The 15944-nt window shown below is 64.2% G+C and carries 14 protein-coding genes; 9 read left to right on the top strand and 5 right to left on the bottom strand.

Features of this window, described 5'->3' with window-relative positions:
• The 4 genes from K8U54_RS06645 to K8U54_RS06630 form a co-directional block, all read right to left on the bottom strand.
• On the bottom strand, positions 1-2448 hold the full coding sequence (locus K8U54_RS06645; protein WP_249909400.1) for a TonB-dependent siderophore receptor: 2448 nt from the start codon (positions 2446-2448) through the stop codon (positions 1-3).
• A 114-nt stretch (positions 2449-2562) separates the two neighbouring features.
• Positions 2563-3519: a FecR family protein gene (locus K8U54_RS06640; protein WP_249909399.1), complete on the bottom strand. Its 957-nt coding sequence runs from the start codon at positions 3517-3519 to the stop codon at positions 2563-2565.
• Positions 3512-4042: a sigma-70 family RNA polymerase sigma factor gene (locus tag K8U54_RS06635; RefSeq protein WP_249909398.1), complete on the bottom strand. Its 531-nt coding sequence runs from the start codon at positions 4040-4042 to the stop codon at positions 3512-3514. Before K8U54_RS06635 ends, K8U54_RS06640 begins: the two co-directional genes overlap by 8 nt.
• Positions 4043-4172: 130 nt before the next feature.
• Positions 4173-4727, bottom strand: coding sequence for an NADPH-dependent FMN reductase (locus K8U54_RS06630; RefSeq protein ID WP_249909397.1), 555 nt, complete (start codon positions 4725-4727; stop codon positions 4173-4175).
• Positions 4728-4926: 199 nt separating this feature from the next.
• Here K8U54_RS06630 and K8U54_RS06625 point away from each other — a divergent pair, with 199 nt between their 5' ends.
• From K8U54_RS06625 to K8U54_RS06585, 9 genes are all read left to right on the top strand, one after another.
• A complete protein-coding gene (locus K8U54_RS06625; protein ID WP_070884503.1) occupies positions 4927-5085 on the top strand; it encodes a YqaE/Pmp3 family membrane protein in 159 nt (52 codons plus the stop codon).
• 409 nt (positions 5086-5494) lie between these two features.
• Positions 5495-6649 carry a mandelate racemase family protein gene (locus K8U54_RS06620; RefSeq protein ID WP_249909396.1) on the top strand — a complete coding sequence of 385 codons (1155 nt, stop codon included), beginning with the start codon at positions 5495-5497 and terminating at the stop codon, positions 6647-6649.
• Between the two features lie 69 nt (positions 6650-6718).
• Positions 6719-8332, top strand: a complete 1614-nt coding sequence (locus K8U54_RS06615) for an ABC transporter substrate-binding protein (RefSeq protein WP_434059987.1) — start codon at positions 6719-6721, stop codon at positions 8330-8332.
• A 70-nt stretch (positions 8333-8402) separates the two neighbouring features.
• A complete protein-coding gene (locus K8U54_RS06610) occupies positions 8403-9440 on the top strand; it encodes an ABC transporter permease (RefSeq protein ID WP_249909395.1) in 1038 nt (345 codons plus the stop codon).
• Between the two features lie 58 nt (positions 9441-9498).
• Entirely contained in the window at positions 9499-11106 is a 1608-nt protein-coding gene (locus K8U54_RS06605) for an ABC transporter substrate-binding protein (protein WP_249909394.1), read from the top strand.
• A 57-nt stretch (positions 11107-11163) separates the two neighbouring features.
• A complete protein-coding gene (locus tag K8U54_RS06600; protein ID WP_249909393.1) occupies positions 11164-12084 on the top strand; it encodes an ABC transporter permease in 921 nt (306 codons plus the stop codon).
• Positions 12085-12093: 9 nt separating this feature from the next.
• Positions 12094-12933, top strand: coding sequence for an ABC transporter ATP-binding protein (locus K8U54_RS06595; RefSeq protein WP_249909392.1), 840 nt, complete (start codon positions 12094-12096; stop codon positions 12931-12933).
• Positions 12934-12943: 10 nt separating this feature from the next.
• Positions 12944-13708: an ABC transporter ATP-binding protein gene (locus K8U54_RS06590; protein WP_249909391.1), complete on the top strand. Its 765-nt coding sequence runs from the start codon at positions 12944-12946 to the stop codon at positions 13706-13708.
• A gap of 230 nt (positions 13709-13938) precedes the next feature.
• Positions 13939-14673 (top strand): oligogalacturonate-specific porin KdgM family protein, encoded by a 735-nt coding sequence (locus tag K8U54_RS06585; RefSeq protein ID WP_249909390.1) that lies wholly within the window; start codon positions 13939-13941, stop codon positions 14671-14673.
• A gap of 463 nt (positions 14674-15136) precedes the next feature.
• Here the strand turns inward: K8U54_RS06585 and K8U54_RS06580 are convergent, their stop codons facing one another.
• Positions 15137-15880 carry a FadR/GntR family transcriptional regulator gene (locus K8U54_RS06580; protein WP_075929127.1) on the bottom strand — a complete coding sequence of 248 codons (744 nt, stop codon included), beginning with the start codon at positions 15878-15880 and terminating at the stop codon, positions 15137-15139.
• Positions 15881-15944: the final 64 nt, after the last annotated feature.

Below are 15944 nucleotides of genomic sequence, written 5' to 3'. Positions count from 1 at the left end.
CTAGAATGTCGCGCTGAGGGTGGCCAGCAACGAGGCCGGTTCGCCGTAGTAGTTGCCATCGGTGGAGGCGACGGTTTCCAGGTACTCGCGATCGGTGAGGTTGCGCCCGTTGAGCGAGACGCGAACCTGTTCGCTGAGGTCGTAGAACAGGCTGGCGTCGAAGCGCGCGTAGCCGGAGACATCGTAGCTGTTCTCCAGATTACCCTCGCGAGCGCCCACGGCGATCACTCCGGCACCGAAGCCCAGGCCTTTGAGGCTGCCTGACTGCAGCTGGTAGCTGCTCCACAGCGAGCCGCTCAGGGTTGGCACCCCCTGCAGCTTGTTGCCTTCCCGTATCCGTGAATCGGCGGTGGGCGTGTGCTTCGTCAGCCTGGCGTTGAGCGCACTGGCGTTGGCGATGATGTGCCAGCCGTCGAGCGGTTCGCCGACGATATCCAGCTCAACGCCGCGCACGCGCTGTTCGCCGGTCTGGATGGAGCGGTCCTCCATCTGCGGGTCGGTACTGGCGACGTTTTCCCGGGTGAGCTGGAACACCGCCAGCGTTGCGCTCAGGCGCTGCGGAATCACCTCGACCTTGGCTCCGACTTCGTATTGCTTGCCTTGCTCCGGGTCCAGCGGCCGGCCCGCGCGGTCGATATCGCCCTGAGGGACGAAGGAGGTGCTGTAGCTGGCATACAGCGACAGCTGGTCGTTGGGTTGATAGACCAGGCCGACGCGTGGGGACACCTTTTCCGGGTCGAGGCTGGTATGGACTTCACTGTAATCGTTTTCGATGGTCAGGTTCTTCTGCCGGGTGCTGTCGTAGCGCGCCCCGACCAGCAGCTTCCATTGACGGCTCAAGTCGATCTGGTCCTGCAGATACAGGCTCTGGGTTTCCAGCTCGTACTCCGAGCCGCCGCCATAGGTGAACGTGCCGGGTAACGCTCCATAGACTGGCTGGTAGATATCGATGTCGGCCAACGGGGCGCGGTCGCTGGCCGCATGGAGGTCGCCTTCGAGGTATTCGAAGCCGACCAAGGCTGTGTGCTGCAAGCCGCCAGTGGCGAAGCGGGCAATGGCTTCGAACTGCATGTCCAGGGTGCGCACGGCTTCTTTGCCATCGGTGGCACGGCGGCGCAGGGTGCGGCCGTCCGCGCGCATGTCGCGCAGGTCTACGACGTAACGCTGTTTGTCCGACTCGTCCCAGCGGGTTGCCTGGCGCAGGGTCAGCCAGTCGTTGACATCATGCTCGACACGCCACCAGGCCGCAGCCTTGGTGGCGTCGTCGTGGGACCAGGGCTCATGCAGGAAGCGCTCCGGGCGCATGCTGATGCGACCGTTCTGCGGAATCACGCCGCGGTCGAACTGGCTGGTCTGATGGGTGTATTCCAGGCCGCCATCGACCCGCGTGAATTCGGATGGTTCCCAGCGCAACATGGGGGAAATGTAGGTATGGCGGTTGTCGCGAAAGGTGTCGCGGAAACTGCTTTCGGTCTGCCCTGCGATGGCGATGCGTCCGGCCAGGGTTTTTGCCGGGTCCAGCGGGCCGCTGGCGTTGACCTCCAGGCGATAGAAGTCTTCGCTGCCGGCTTGGGCCTTGATCCGGGTTTCCGGCATGAAGGTCGGCTTGCGGGTCACCAGGTTAATCAGCCCGCCAGGGTCGCCCTGTCCGTACAGTACCGAGGCAGGGCCCTTGAGCACTTCCACGCGCTCGATGTTGACCAGATCGCTGATCACTTCCGGGCGTGATACCAGCGGGTTCATCAGCATGCCGTCGACCGCATAGGTGCGAGACTGAAAGCCGCGCACCACGAAACTTTCGGTGGAGCCTCCGTGGGAGTTGCTGCGCTGCACGCTGCTGACGTTGACCAGGGCGTCGGCCAACTGGTTGAGTTGCTGATCCTCCAGAACCTGGCGGGGCACCACCTGAATGGATTGCGGAAGGTCGCGCAGTGCGCTGTCGGTCTTGCTGGCAGTGGCGCTGCGGGTGGCGCGGTAACCCCTGACCGGGCCATCGGCATACTCGTGTTCGGCGCTGGCATTGATGGTCGATGGCGCCAGGGCCAGCGGGCCGCCGTTGTGCTGGGGGAACAGCAACAGCGTGCGCTGCGGGGTGAGCCTCCAGCCCAGACCGGAGTCTTGCAACAGCAGGGCGAGTGCCTCTCCCTCGCTATAGTTGCCCTGCACCGCCGGTGCGCTCCTGCCTTCGGCCAGGTGCGCATCGAAACTGACCTGGATGCCGCGCTGGCTGCCAAAGGCGCCGAGTGCCGAGGCCAGGGGTTGGCTGGCGATGGAGAAGGCATGGAGCTGGTGTTCTGCACTGCTGCCGGGTCCCTGTACTGCGCCCTGTGCCATGACCAATGGCGAGCCGAGCAGCAGGCCAGGGGCGGCCAAGCAGCCAAAGCCGAGATGCAACATGAGTCGAGGAGAGAAGCGCAAATGCGGCATCAGCATGCTGTCGTCCTTCATACATATCGTTAACGTTTGAGAGTTGTTCTCAGTTCAATGCATGTAAAGACGACGCCCTCGGCGAAATTTTTCATCGCCAGACGACTTTTTATGGGGCCTGCTATGCGGCTGCGATCAGGGGGTTCCCAGCACCCGCACCCAGGGCGTCATGCGCTGGCTGGGGGCGGATAGCGATTGAGCCAGGGCGCCGAGGGCACGGTCGGGGTCGCGCATGTCGTAGATGCCGCTCAGCCGTCGTTCGGCGAGGGCCGGGTCGGCGAGCACGATCCAGCCCGGCGTGTAGCGGCGCATCTGCTCGAGGATATCGCTGACGCTGGCGTTCTCTACGAACAACTGACCGCGCCGCCAGGCGGCCACGCGCTCACTGTCGAGACGCAGATGCTGCACGGTGCCATTGAATCGATCCTGGCGCAGGCCCTCGCCTTGGCGCAGGTCGTCTTCGCTGCTGGCGCCACCCACCTCGCTGTTCACGCGCACCTGGCCGCGCTGGACGGCGACATCCAGATAACGTTCGCCCAGGTCGACTTCGAACGCGGTGCCGAGCACTCGTACTTCGCTGCTGCCGGCCTGTACCACGAAGGGCCGGTCGACATCGCGCTGCACTTCGAAGAACGCCTGGCCGGCCAGCAACTGCAGGTCACGACGCTCGGCGCGGAAATCGCTGCGCAACGCACTGCGCGGGCCGAGCGTGACTTGCGAGCCGTCAGCCAGGATCACCGTGCGAGTTTCGCCAGCGGCGGTAATGTAGTCGGCCTGCCAGTGCAATGCGGCCCCGGGATAACCGAGGAGCGCCAGTGCAGCGATACCAGCTGCCATTGCCGCAAACTGCCAGCGGCGTTTGCGTGGCGGCTGCGGGAGGTCGGCGGGGCGAGCCGGTTGCGCCGGGCTTTCATGGAGTCGAGCGATGCCGCCCCACACCCGCTCGATCTGTTGCCAGGCGTGCTGGTGCTCGGCGCTCTGCGCCAGCCACTGTTCGAAATCCGCTCGTGCGCCCGGTGTTTCGCAGAGAAGCAGGTGCCAGTCGGCAGCCTGTTCGAGCAGGTCATCGGTGTTACCCGAAGAGTCAGTCACGCTGCTGTTCCCGTGGGCCATCACCCGGCAGGGCGCGGGCCAGGCGTACCAGCGCATCACGCACCAGACGGTGAGCCGTGGCCAGGGACACGCCGAGCTGTTCGGCGATCTGCGCCAGGGTCTTGCCGCCCAGGCGATGCATTTCCAGAGCGCGGCGGCTTTGCTCCGGCAGGTCTGCCAGGGCAGTGGCTAGCTGTTCCAACTCGTCGCTATGCAGGCAGGCTTCTTCGGGGCTGGCGGCCATGGTCGGTAGCAGCCAGTCCGGCGGCGTGGCGTGGCGTCGCTGTTCGCGGGCTTCGCTCAGGCGCATGTCGAGCGCGAGGTTGCGCACGACGCGATACAGATAGGCGACGGGCTGTTCGATTGCTTGCAGTTCAGGGCGCTGCAGAGGGTGCAGGCGCAGATAGGCTTCCTGCACGACATCCTCGGCACGGTCACGATCCTGGGTGATCTGCGCCGCATAGTTAACCAGCGCCCTGCGACAGGACAGGAAGATATCCAGCTTCTCGGCCGAATCATTCATGGTTTGCGCCTCGTCGTACTGCAGACGCAAATCGTCTGGCCCGGCAAAGGCTGTACTGTAGACGTAATTGAGAGGCTTTTTCAATTGGAAGCGAGCCCAGCGTCGGGCTCGTTGTCGGCAGGACTCGGATCTAGGCGGTCTTTTCGATCCAGGCGGCAAAGGTATCGATGTACTTCTGCAGGAAGGGCTTGATGCTGTCGCTGAGCTGGCCGCTTTCGTCGAAGAAGTTGCCCGCACCGCCCAGGTAGGCTTCGGGCTGCTGCAGCAGCGGCATGTCGAGGAACACCAGGGCCTGGCGCAGCTGGTGGTTGGCGCCGAAGCCGCCAATGGCGCCCGGCGAGGCGCTGACCACGCCGGCCGGCTTGCCGCTCAGGGCGCTCTGCCCGTAGGGGCGCGAGGCGACGTCCACGGCATTCTTCATCGGCGCGGGAATCGAGCGGTTGTATTCGGGGGTCACGAACAGCACGGCGTCAGCGGCTTTGAGTGCGTTGCGGAAGGTGGTGTAGGCGGGCGGGGCCGGGTCGACATCGATGTCTTCGTTGTACAGCGGCAGCTCGCCGATTTCGACGATCTGCAGTTTCAGGTTCTGCGGGGCCAGGTCGGCCAGGGCCAGAGCCAGCTTGCGGTTGATCGACGCCTTGCGCAGGCTGCCGACCAGTACGGCCACGTTGTAGGTTTTGCTCATTGAAGCTCTCCTGAAAGGGGTGAAGCAGTTATGGACAGGGCCAGCACACTATAGACTCCGCACGGCGATGCGAAAGCGGCCGGCCCCTCTAGCTGGCGCCGTGGCGGCGCGGCTCGGGTGATTTTTCTTGAACCGGATGTCACCAGCGTCAGTCGATTGTGGGGTATCGCCCAGCTGGGCCCACTATAGGACTACCATCATGGATCTGATCCGCATTCTGATCGCCATTCTTCTCCCGCCGCTGGGGGTTTTCCTGCAAGTCGGCTTCGCTGGCGCCTTCTGGTTGAATATCCTGCTGACGTTGCTCGGTTATTTCCCGGGCATCATTCATGCGGTGTACATCATCGCCAAGCGCTGAATTCCCGCTTCCCTGGAAAAACCGCGCTTCGGCGCGGTTTTTTGTTGCCTGAAATTCGCAGATCTCCAGCGCTGCTGTACGACAACCTGGTTGGGTTGTCTTTTTTTGGCGCATGCGATTTGAAGTGAGTGGCAGATATTTTTGGAGGTTGATGTACCGCCTGCAGGACGGTTGTGAGGAGCATCGATCGCTCAAACTATTCGATTAGCTACTGTTTTATAAGGATTTATTGTTATTTTTTATCTGGCTATCGGTGCCCCGTGATGGCATTTGCACATGCCGTATGGACGAAATTTTCTGCTTTACAGCTTCTTGACAGCGTTTTGGATTGGCGCAATTATCCGCTCATTCGCTGTATGACAACATACATCGGGCCACTCAAATAATCACAAGATCCAAGGCGCGCTCAATGAAGATCACCCAGGTCAATGTCGAGGTTTTCACCTATCCCACCCGCCGCAGCGTCGATGCGGCCGGCCATGCCCATCCGGGCGACGAGTCCCTGGCCAAGATGGCCATGCTGCGCGTCGCCACCGAAGACGGCGTGGAAGGCTACGCCTTTGGCGCGCCGGAGCTGATTCGCCCGCACATCATCGACAGCTTCGTGCGCAAGGTGCTGATCGGCCAGAACGCTCTGGACCGCGAGAAGATCTGGCAGGATCTGGCCCACTGGCAGCGCGGCAGCGCCAGTCAGTTGACCGACCGCGCCCTGGCACTGGTCGAGCAGGCGCTGTGGGACTGGGCAGGGCGCAAGTTCAAGCAGCCGGTGCACAAGCTGATTGGCGGCTACCGCGACAAGGTGCTCGCTTACGGCTCGACCATGTGTGGTGACGACCTACCAGGCGGCCTGTCGACGCCGGAAGAATACGGTCGCTTCGCCGAGCAACTGGTCGCCCGTGGCTACAAGGCGATCAAGCTGCACACTTGGATGCCACCGATCTCCTTCGCGCCGGATCCGAAGATGGACGTACGCGCCTGCGCCGCGGTGCGCGAGGCGGTCGGCCCGGATATCGCGCTGATGCTCGACGGTTATCACTGGTACAGCCGCACCGACGCGCTGTACATCGGTCGCGAGCTGGAGAAGCTGAGCTTCGCCTGGTTCGAAGAGCCGATGATGGAGGAGTCCGCCGAGTCCTATGCGTGGCTGGCGGCCAATCTGGACATCCCGGTGCTGGGCCCGGAATCCCTCGGTGGTAAATACATGAGCCGTGCCAGCTGGGTCGGGCAGGGCGCCTGCGACATCCTGCGCGCCGGTGTGGCCGGGGTCGGTGGCATCGCGCCGTGCTTGAAGGTCGCGCACCTGGCCGAAGCCTATGGCATGCACTGCGAGATCCATGGCAATGGTGCCGCCAACCTGGCGGTGGTCGGTGCGATCAAGAACTGCGACTGGTACGAGCGCGGCCTGCTGCACCCGTTTCTCGAGTACGACGATGTGCCGGCCTACCTGAACAGCATCGTCGACCCGATGGACAGCGATGGCTACGTGCACCTGCCGGATCGTCCAGGCCTGGGCGAGGACATCAACTTCGCCTACATCGAGACCAACACCGTCAACCGCTACTGATGCGCCGGTGCGCAGCCGTACGCGGCTGCGCTGCTTTTGAGAGTCGAATAACTATAAGAAGGCTATCTCATGATCAAACCAATTCCCCACCTGCTGGCGGGCCTGCTGGCCGCTACCCTGGCCCTGGGCTCCGTTGCCACGGTGCAGGCCAAGACACCCGCCGACCAGCTCATCGTCGGCATGAGCATGATCAACCTGTTGTCCCTCGACCCGGCGGCCGCCACCGGCCTGGACGTGTCCGAGGTCAACGCCAACCTGTACGACATGCTGCTGGTGCAGGATGCCGCCGCGCCGGACAACCTGGTACCGGCCCTGGCCGAGCGCTGGGAAATCAGCGATGACCACAAGACCCTGACCTTTCACCTGCGCAGCGGCGTCAAGTTCCACTCCGGTAACGAGCTGACCGCCAGGGACGTGATCTGGTCGCTGCAGCGCGTGCTCAAGCTCAACCTGGCGCTGGCCTCGACCTGGAAGGCCTACGGTTTCACCGCCGACAACGTCGAACAGCAGATGCGCGCGACCGACGACCACACCGTGGTGATCGAGCTGGCTCGCCCGACCGACCCGATGCTGGTGCTCAATACCCTGGCCACCTCGCCCAGTGCCTTTATCCTCGACCAGAAAGAGGTGCTCAAGCACGCCAAGAATGGCGACATGGGCGGTGCCTGGCTGACCACCAATGCGGCGGGCAGCGGGCCGTTCGTGCTCAACGCCTGGCGCGCCAACGACGTGATCCTGATGACCCGCTTCGAGGACTACTGGGGCGGCCCGGCCAAGCTCAAGCGCGTGGTGATGCGCAACATGACCGAGTCGCAGTCGCTGCGCCTGATGGTCGAGCGCGGTGACTTGGATATCGCTCGCGGCATGTCCGCCCCGGACATCACCGCCCTTAGCCGCTCGGACAAGGTCAAGACCCAGACCGTGCAGCGCGGCACCCTTTACTACGTGGCGCTGAGCACCAAGCAGCCGATGTTCGCCGACGCCCGCGTGCGCAAGGCGGTTCGCTCGCTGATCGACTACCAGGGCATCAACGATGTGGTGATGCCGCACTACGGCACCCTCAACCAGCGGCCGATGCCGCTCGGCCTGCCGGCGCGCCTGGATGATCCGGGCTATCGCCTGAACGTCGAGGAGGCCAAGAAGCTGCTCGCCGAGGCCGGCTACCCGGATGGTTTCCAGACCACCATTCGCGTGCTCGCCGAGCCGCCGTTCATCAACATCGCCTCCAGCCTGCAGTCGACCCTGGCCCAGGCCGGCATCAAGGCGCGCATCGTCACCGGCACCGGCACCCAGGTCTATGGCTCCATGCGCGAGCGTACCTTCGACATCATCGTCGGTCGCGGCGGCGGTGGCGCCGAGCGGCACCCCCATTCCAGCCTGCGCACCCTGGTGTACAACCCGGACAACCGCGACGAAGCCAAGCTGAGCAACTTCCAGGGTTGGCGTACCTCGTTCTACAGCCCCGAGCTCAACGCGCTGATCGAGCAGGCCGAGGTGGAGCCGGACAAGCAGAGGCAGATGGAGCTGTACCACCAGTTCCAGAACCTCTACGACGAGCAGGTCGGCGCCATCATGCCGATCTCGCAGATGACCGACACGGTGGTGATCTACCACGACGTGGTCGGCTATATCGGTCACAGCGCGGCGACCACGCGCTACAAGGATGTGCACAAGGATCGTTGAGCCGCCGGGCGGCTCAGGCCGCCCGACATGACACGGACACGAATTCGCTGCGATCTATCGGGAGCTCCTCATGTTTGCTTCGACTGCGTCTTTCTTCGGCACGCGGATGGGCGGCACCTCACGCCGCTTCGGTGCGGTGCTGATGACCCTGCTGGGCCTCCTGGCCATGACCTTCTTCATCGGTCGGGTGATGCCCCTGGACCCGGTGCTGGCAGTGGTCGGCCCGGATGCCGACAGCTCCACCTACGATCAGGTCTATCAGGCCATGGGCCTGGATCGGCCGCTGCTGGTGCAGTTCGGCTACTACCTGCGCGACCTGGCCCAGGGCAATTTCGGCAATGCGCTGCTTACCGGCCACCCGGTGATCGAGGACATCGCCCGGGTATTTCCGGCGACCATCGAACTGGCCACCCTGGCGATCATCTTCGGTGTGGTGCTCGGCCTGCCGCTGGGTGTTTTCGCTGCCGCCAACCAGGGCCGCATGGGCGATCACCTGGCCCGCGTGGTCACCCTGTTCGGCTATTCCACACCGATCTTCTGGCTGGGCATGATGGGCCTGCTGGTGTTCTACGCCTGGCTCGGCTGGGCCGGCGGGGCAGGGCGCATCGACCTGGCGTACGACGGCATGGTGCCCTCGGTGACCGGCATGCTGCTGATCGACAGCGCCATCGCCGGCGACTGGGAGGCCTTCTCCAGCGCGCTCAAGCACATCCTCCTGCCGGCGCTGATCCTGGGCCTCAACTCGGTGGCCTACATCAGCCGCATGACCCGCAGCTTCATGCTCGAGCAGCTGTCCCAGGAGTACATCCTCACCGCCCGGGTCAAGGGCCTGTCGCGGCGCAAGGTGATCTGGGGCCATGCCTTTCGCAACATCCTCGTGCAGCTGCTCACCGTGGTGGCGCTGGCCTATGGCTCGCTGCTCGAAGGTGCGGTGCTGATCGAGACGGTGTTCGCCTGGCCCGGTTTCGGCCAGTACCTGACCAGCAGCCTGCTGCTCGGTGACATGAATGCGGTGATGGGCTGCGTGCTGGTGATCGGCTTAATCTTCGTCGGCCTCAACCTGCTCAGCGATGCGCTGTACAAGGTGTTCGATCCGCGTACCCGTTGACCTGAGCCCCAACCAATCGATTGCAGCCCTTCAATAATTACAAAATAGGGATATCCGCATGAAATCGTTTCGCTCCACCGTGCTGGGCACGGTGCTCGGTGCGCTGCTGTGCGCCGCGCCACTGTTGGGCCAGGCCAAGACGCCAGACGATCAGCTGATCGTCGGCATGAGCATGGCCAACCTGTTTTCCATCGACCCCGCCAACGCCCCGGGGCTGGATGCCTCGGGCATCAATGCCAACCTCTACGACACCCTGATCCTGCGCAAGGACGGCAGCCCGGACGAGCACGTGCCACAACTGGCCGAGCGCTGGGACGTCAGCGAGGACGGCCGCCAGCTGACCTTCCACCTGCGCGGCGACGCGCGCTTTCATTCCGGCAACCCGGTCACCGCCGAAGACGTCGCCTGGTCACTGTACCGCGTGCTCAAGCTCAACTACGGCCTGGCCACCACCTGGAAGGCCTACGGCTACACGCTGGACAACATTCGGCAGTTGATTCGCGCCAGCGACGAGTCGACCCTGGTCATCGAGCTGCCGCAGCCCACCGACCCGCTGCTGATGATCGACACCCTGGCCACCTCGCCAAGCGCCGTGGTGCTGGACCGCAAGACCGTGCTCGAACACGAGAAGAACGGCGACCTGGGCGCCGCCTGGCTGGTGACCAACGAAGCCGGCAGCGGCCCGTTCACCCTCAGCGCCTGGCGCGCCAACGACACCCTGGTGATGAGCGCCTTCGCCGACTACTGGGGTGGCGCCAGCAAACTCAAGCGTGTGCTGATCCGCCATATCACCGAGTCGCAGTCGCTGCGCCTGATGCTCGAGCGCGGTGACCTGGACATGGGCTACGGCATGGCTGCCTCCGACGTTCAGGCGCTGGCCGCCAAGGGCCAGATGCAGATCCAGACCCTGCCGCGCGGCACCATGTATTACGTGGCGATGAGCATGAAGTCGGCGCCGTTCGATGACATCCGCGTGCGCAAGGCGGTGCGCTCGCTGATCGACTACCAGGGCCTCGACGAGGTGGTGATGCCCTATTACGGCACGCTCAACCAGCAGCCGATGCAGCTCGGCCTGGAGGCGCGCCTGCCGGACCCGGGCTATCGACTGGACGTCGAGGCCGCCAGGCGGCTGCTGGCCGAGGCCGGCCACCCGCAGGGCTTCAAGACCACCATCCGCACCCTGGCCGAGCCGCCGTTCGTGAATATCGCCGCCAGCCTGCAATCGACCCTGGCCCAGGCCGGCATCCAGGCGAGCATCATCACCGGCACCGGCAACCAGGTGTACGGCGCCATGCGTGCACGCAACTTCGAGATCATCGTGGCCCGCGGCGCCGAGCGCTATCCGCATCCATATTTCAGCCTGCGTACCTTCGTCTACAACCCGGACAACCGCGATGATGCCGGTATCGCCAACTTCCAGGGCTGGCGCGCGGCCTTCCAGGACGCCGAGCTCAACGACCTGATCGACAGGCTCGGCGCGGAGCGTGACGAAGCCGCCAAGCTGAGCATGTACCACCGCGTGCAGCAGCGTTACGACGAGCTGGCGGGGCCGATCATGATGATCTCGCAGATGACCGATCCGGTGGTCAGCGCGGCCGACGTCAAGGGATTCCAGGGGGCCGACGCCGAGGCGACGCGTTACCTGGGTGTGTACAAGCAGCGTTGAGCGATCGGGCGCAACACTGCGCCCGCTACCGAGCGAACCGAGTAACGGAGGCATACGATGATTGCCAACATCTCTTCATCTTCATCTTCATCCATCAAGCGGGCGAACGGGCAGGTGCCGGTCTCCGCGTTCCAGGCGTTCTGCCTGAGTAGCGTACGGATGATGCAGCACCTGCTGCGCAACCCCATGACGCTGATGGGCTCCACGGTGGTCATGCTGCTGATCCTGGTGGCGGCCTTCGCGCCCTGGATCGCCACCCACGACCCGATCGTGCAGAACCTCGGCAACGCCCTGCAGGCGCCGAGCGCGGCGCACTGGTTCGGCACCGACGAGTTCGGCCGCGACGTGTTCAGCCGACTGGTGTACGGCTCGCGTATCACCCTGTACATCATTGCCCTGGTGACCATCATCGTCGGGCCGATCGGCCTGCTGGTCGGCACCGTCTCCGGTTACTTCGGCGGCTTCGTCGACGCGCTGTTCATGCGCATCACCGACATCTTCATCTCGTTTCCCAGCCTGGTCCTGGCGCTGGCCTTCATCGCTGCCCTCGGCCCGGGCCTGGAGCATGCGGTGATCGCCATCGCGCTGACCTCCTGGCCACCGATCGCCCGCCTGGCCCGGGCGGAAACCCTGTCGCTGCGCAACGCCGACTTCGTGGTCGCCGTGCAGCTGCAGGGCGCCTCGTCGCCTCGCATCATCCTGCGCCACATCATGCCCATGTGCCTGTCGTCGGTGATCATCCGCCTGACCATGAACATGGCCAGCATCATTCTCACCGCCGCCGCCCTGGGTTTCCTCGGCCTTGGCGCTCAGGCGCCGCTGCCGGAGTGGGGCGCGATGATCTCCACCGGGCGCCGCTACATGCTCGAGTGCTGGTGGCTGGTAGCCGTTCCGGGGGCGACCATCATGCTGGTCAGCCTGGCGTTCAACCTGTTGGGTGACGGTCTGCGCGACGTCCTCGACCCGCGCAGCAATTAAGGAGGCAGCATGTCTGCGATCAAACTCGACGTGCAGGATCTCTGCGTGCGCTTCACCAGTGGCCGCAAGGAGGTCGATGCGGTGCGCAACGTCTCCTTCAGCCTGGGCCGCGAAAAACTGGCCATCGTCGGCGAGTCCGGCTCGGGCAAATCCACCGTGGGCCGCAGCCTGCTGCGCCTGCACCCGGCCAGCGCGCGGATCACCGCCAAGGCCATGACCCTGGGCGACGTCGACCTGCTGACCGCCAGCGAAAAACAGGTGCAGGCGATTCGCGGCAAGCGCATCTCGATGATCATGCAGGACCCCAAGTACTCGCTGAACCCGGTGGTGCGGGTCGGCGAGCAGATCGCCGAGGCCTACCTGGCGCACCATCGCGCCAGCAAGGCCGAGGCCCGCGAGCGGGTACTGGATATGCTCGACAAGGTGCATATCCGTGATCCGCAACGGGTGTACGGCCTGTATCCGCACGAAGTCTCGGGCGGCATGGCGCAGCGCATCATGATCGCCATGATGGTGATCACCGACCCGGACATCATCGTTGCCGACGAGCCGACTTCGGCACTCGACGTCTCGGTGCGCCGCCAGGTGCTCAGCGTGCTCGACGAGCTGGTCAGCCAGCGCGACCTGGGGCTGATCCTGATCAGCCACGACCTCAACATGGTACGCAGCTTCTGCGACCGCGTGCTGGTGATGTACGCCGGCCGTGTGGTCGAGGCGCTGGACGCCGCTGACCTGGACAACGCCAGGCATCCCTACACCCAGGGCCTGCTGGCCGCGTTGCCGAGTATCGACCGCCCCCGTCCGCGACTGCCCAATCTGCAGCGCGATCCCCTCTGGCTGACCCACTGAGGAACACCCCATGGCCATGATCGAAGTGGATTCACTCAACCTCAGTTTCGGTGATAGCGCCGCGCGCAGTCAGGTGCTCTACGACGTTGCCCTGCGCGTCGAGGAGGGCGAGTCGTTCGGCCTGGTCGGCGAGTCCGGCTCGGGCAAGACCACGGTGCTGCGCTGCCTGGCCGGGCAGTACCGGCACTGGGAAGGGCAGCTGAGCATCGCCGGGCGCGGTTTGCGCCACAAGCTCGACCTGGCGCATTTCCGTCAGGTGCAGATGGTCTTCCAGGACCCCTACGGCTCGCTGCACCCGCGTCACACCATCGACTCGGCGCTCAGCGAACCGCTGGCCGTGCACGGCATCGGCAACCGCGCGGATCGGGTTACCGCGATCCTCAACAAGGTCGGCCTCAACGACAGCTTCCGCTACCGCTACCCCCATCAGTTGTCCGGTGGCCAGCGCCAGCGCGTGGCCATCGCCCGCGCCTTGATTCTCGAGCCGCGCGTGCTGCTGCTCGACGAGCCGACCTCGGCGCTGGACGTGTCCGTGCAGGCAGAGATTCTCAACTTGCTCTCCGACCTGCGCGAGCAGGAAGGCCTGACCTACCTGATGGTCACCCATGACCTGGGCGTGGTCGCCCACCTCTGTGATCGCGTGGCGGTGATGCAGCACGGGCGCATCGTCGAAACCCTCGACACCGCGCTGCTGGCGCAGAACCGTGCCGAGCACGCCTACACCCAGTTGCTGGTCGATGCCAGCCGCGACATCGGCGCTGTCGCACCGCCCTGATGGCCTAGCGGCGCCTCGGCTGCCATGCGGCGGCTGAGGCGACCCACGCGCTAGCGCGAACCCCCTGCTGACCGTTCGACACGGGCCTCGAGGCCCGCGGCACGGGCTCGCCTGCGCGTTATCCCCCCAGTGATTTCAGACATGCGGACACAGCGCTGCAGGGCGGCGCTTTACCCGAAACCAGGCAACCCACCACTCAACCCATAGAAAACAATAAGAAGGTCACCACGATGAACAAGAAAACACTCACGCTGCGTCTGCTCGCCTGCCTGCTGTCCACTGCCGCCGCCGGTAGCGCATGGGCCGACAGCGCCTCGATCAACTACCGCCACCAGTACCTCGACGACGATCGCATGCATGCCGATCGGGTCAAGCTGTCCTATCGCATGGACAACGGCTGGGGCTTCGAGGGTGAGCTCAAGTACCGTACCGCCGGTGATCGCAAGGACGTCGCCTTCGACAACATGGTGTCGAGCGGCCACGAGCTGACCACCAGCTACCAGTACAAGCCCAACGCGGTATCGACCTGGCAGCCGGCCATCCAGCTGGAAAGCACCGAGAACGGCACCACCTACAAATTCGGCGTGCGCTACACCCACAGGCTCAACGACCAGTTCTACGTCGCCGCCCGCTATCGCTTCGACGCCCTGAAGCTGAACCGCGACCGCATCGACGAAGACGTGCCGGACCGCGGCTCTGACAACCGCAACACCCAGCGATACGAGGGCTGGTTGGGCTACACCCCGGCCGGCAGGCTGTCGTACGAGTATCAGTACATCCACTTCAAGACCGACTACATCCGCTACGACAACAAGAAGAGCGACTACGAACAGAACCTGGTGGTGAAGTACAAGTGGGACAAGTCCTGGGCACCGTTCTTCGAGATCGGCGACATCCGCGTCAGCCCCACCGAGGATGACCGTCAGCTGCGCTGGCGTGTCGGGGTGCAGTACAACTTCATGTAAAACCTGTTCAAGGTCTTAAGCTCAGGTTCGTCGATTTTGCCAGCTGAGTGGCGGGAGCGGACATCGGTAGCTGCTGCTTTTGTGGGAGGGGCTTTAGCCCCGATTGTGCCTGCCTGGGTGTAAAGAACTCGAGGCTAAAGCCTCTCCCACGAATCGTGGATGTCTGCTTTTGCCTTGTAGCAGCGTCTTTCATGTCGTCTAAAAAGATCGTGGACAGGCTCCAAGAAGAAACTGACCACCGCAACCCAACGCCGGGGCTTGGCCATGGCCCCGGCGTTGGTATTTTTGGGATATGCCAGGTGGTCATGGGGGCATGATCGGCGCCGGGTCGGGGCTCCTGTCTGATTGCATGCACCCTACCCGTAGGAGCGCCGCCCCGGCGCGAAGCGATGGTGGTCGTTCAGCATTACTGGCGTGTGCGGCGCGATTCATTTTGCAGCGAGATGACTCGCCCCGCGACTGCTCAGGCGCGGCGCTGGGCCTTGAGCAGGCGCTCGCGGCTGTTGATCAGGTGCAACTGCATGGCCGCCCGGGCGCAGTCCACATCACCGCGGGCAATGGAGTCGTAGATCATCTCGTGCTCGAGGCTGAGGTTTTCCTTGTAGGCCTCGCCGTCCTCGTGGGCCTTGTAGGCCGAGTTGAACTTGTTGCGCGGGATCTGCTTGGCGCCCAGGTGCTTCATGATATCGAGCAGGTGCGGGTTCTCGGCCGCCTTGGCGATTTTGATATGGAACTGGAAGTCCGCACTGATCGGCAGGCCTGCCGGCAGCTGCACGGCGCCCTGCTGGATGGCATCCAGCGCCACGCGAATCTCCTGCAGGGACTCCGGCGTGCGCCGCTGCGCCGCCAGGCCGACCGCCGCCACCTCCAGGCTCATGCGCAACTCCAGCAGCTCCAGCACGTCCTCGGCGGTACTGATTGTCGCCGGGCCCAGCTTGAGCTCGGGCGCCGCCGGCATGTCGCACACGAAGGTGCCGACACCACGACGCGTTTCCACCAGGCCCGCCACCTGCAGGCGCGACAGCGCATCGCGCACCACGGTACGGCTGACCCCTTCGGCGCGCATGATATCCAGCTCGGCCGGCAGCTTCTCGCCACGCTTGAGCGTGCCGTCGCGCATGTGCTGGGAGATCTTCGCAACCAGGTCTTCAGCCAGACGGCTGCGCTGCTTACGCGGGGGAAGCGTCCAAATCGGGTTGTCCTGCATCATCGATCCGTTGTTGTTTCGTTATCGGCATACGACCCTAATGCTGGCGATTTGGTCGCATCGA

This window comes from Pseudomonas fulva, from assembly GCF_023517795.1.
Taxonomy (GTDB): domain Bacteria; phylum Pseudomonadota; class Gammaproteobacteria; order Pseudomonadales; family Pseudomonadaceae; genus Aquipseudomonas; species Aquipseudomonas fulva_D.
The sequence above is the reverse complement of the archived record's forward strand: the minus strand, read 5'-3'. Positions and strand labels throughout refer to the sequence as shown.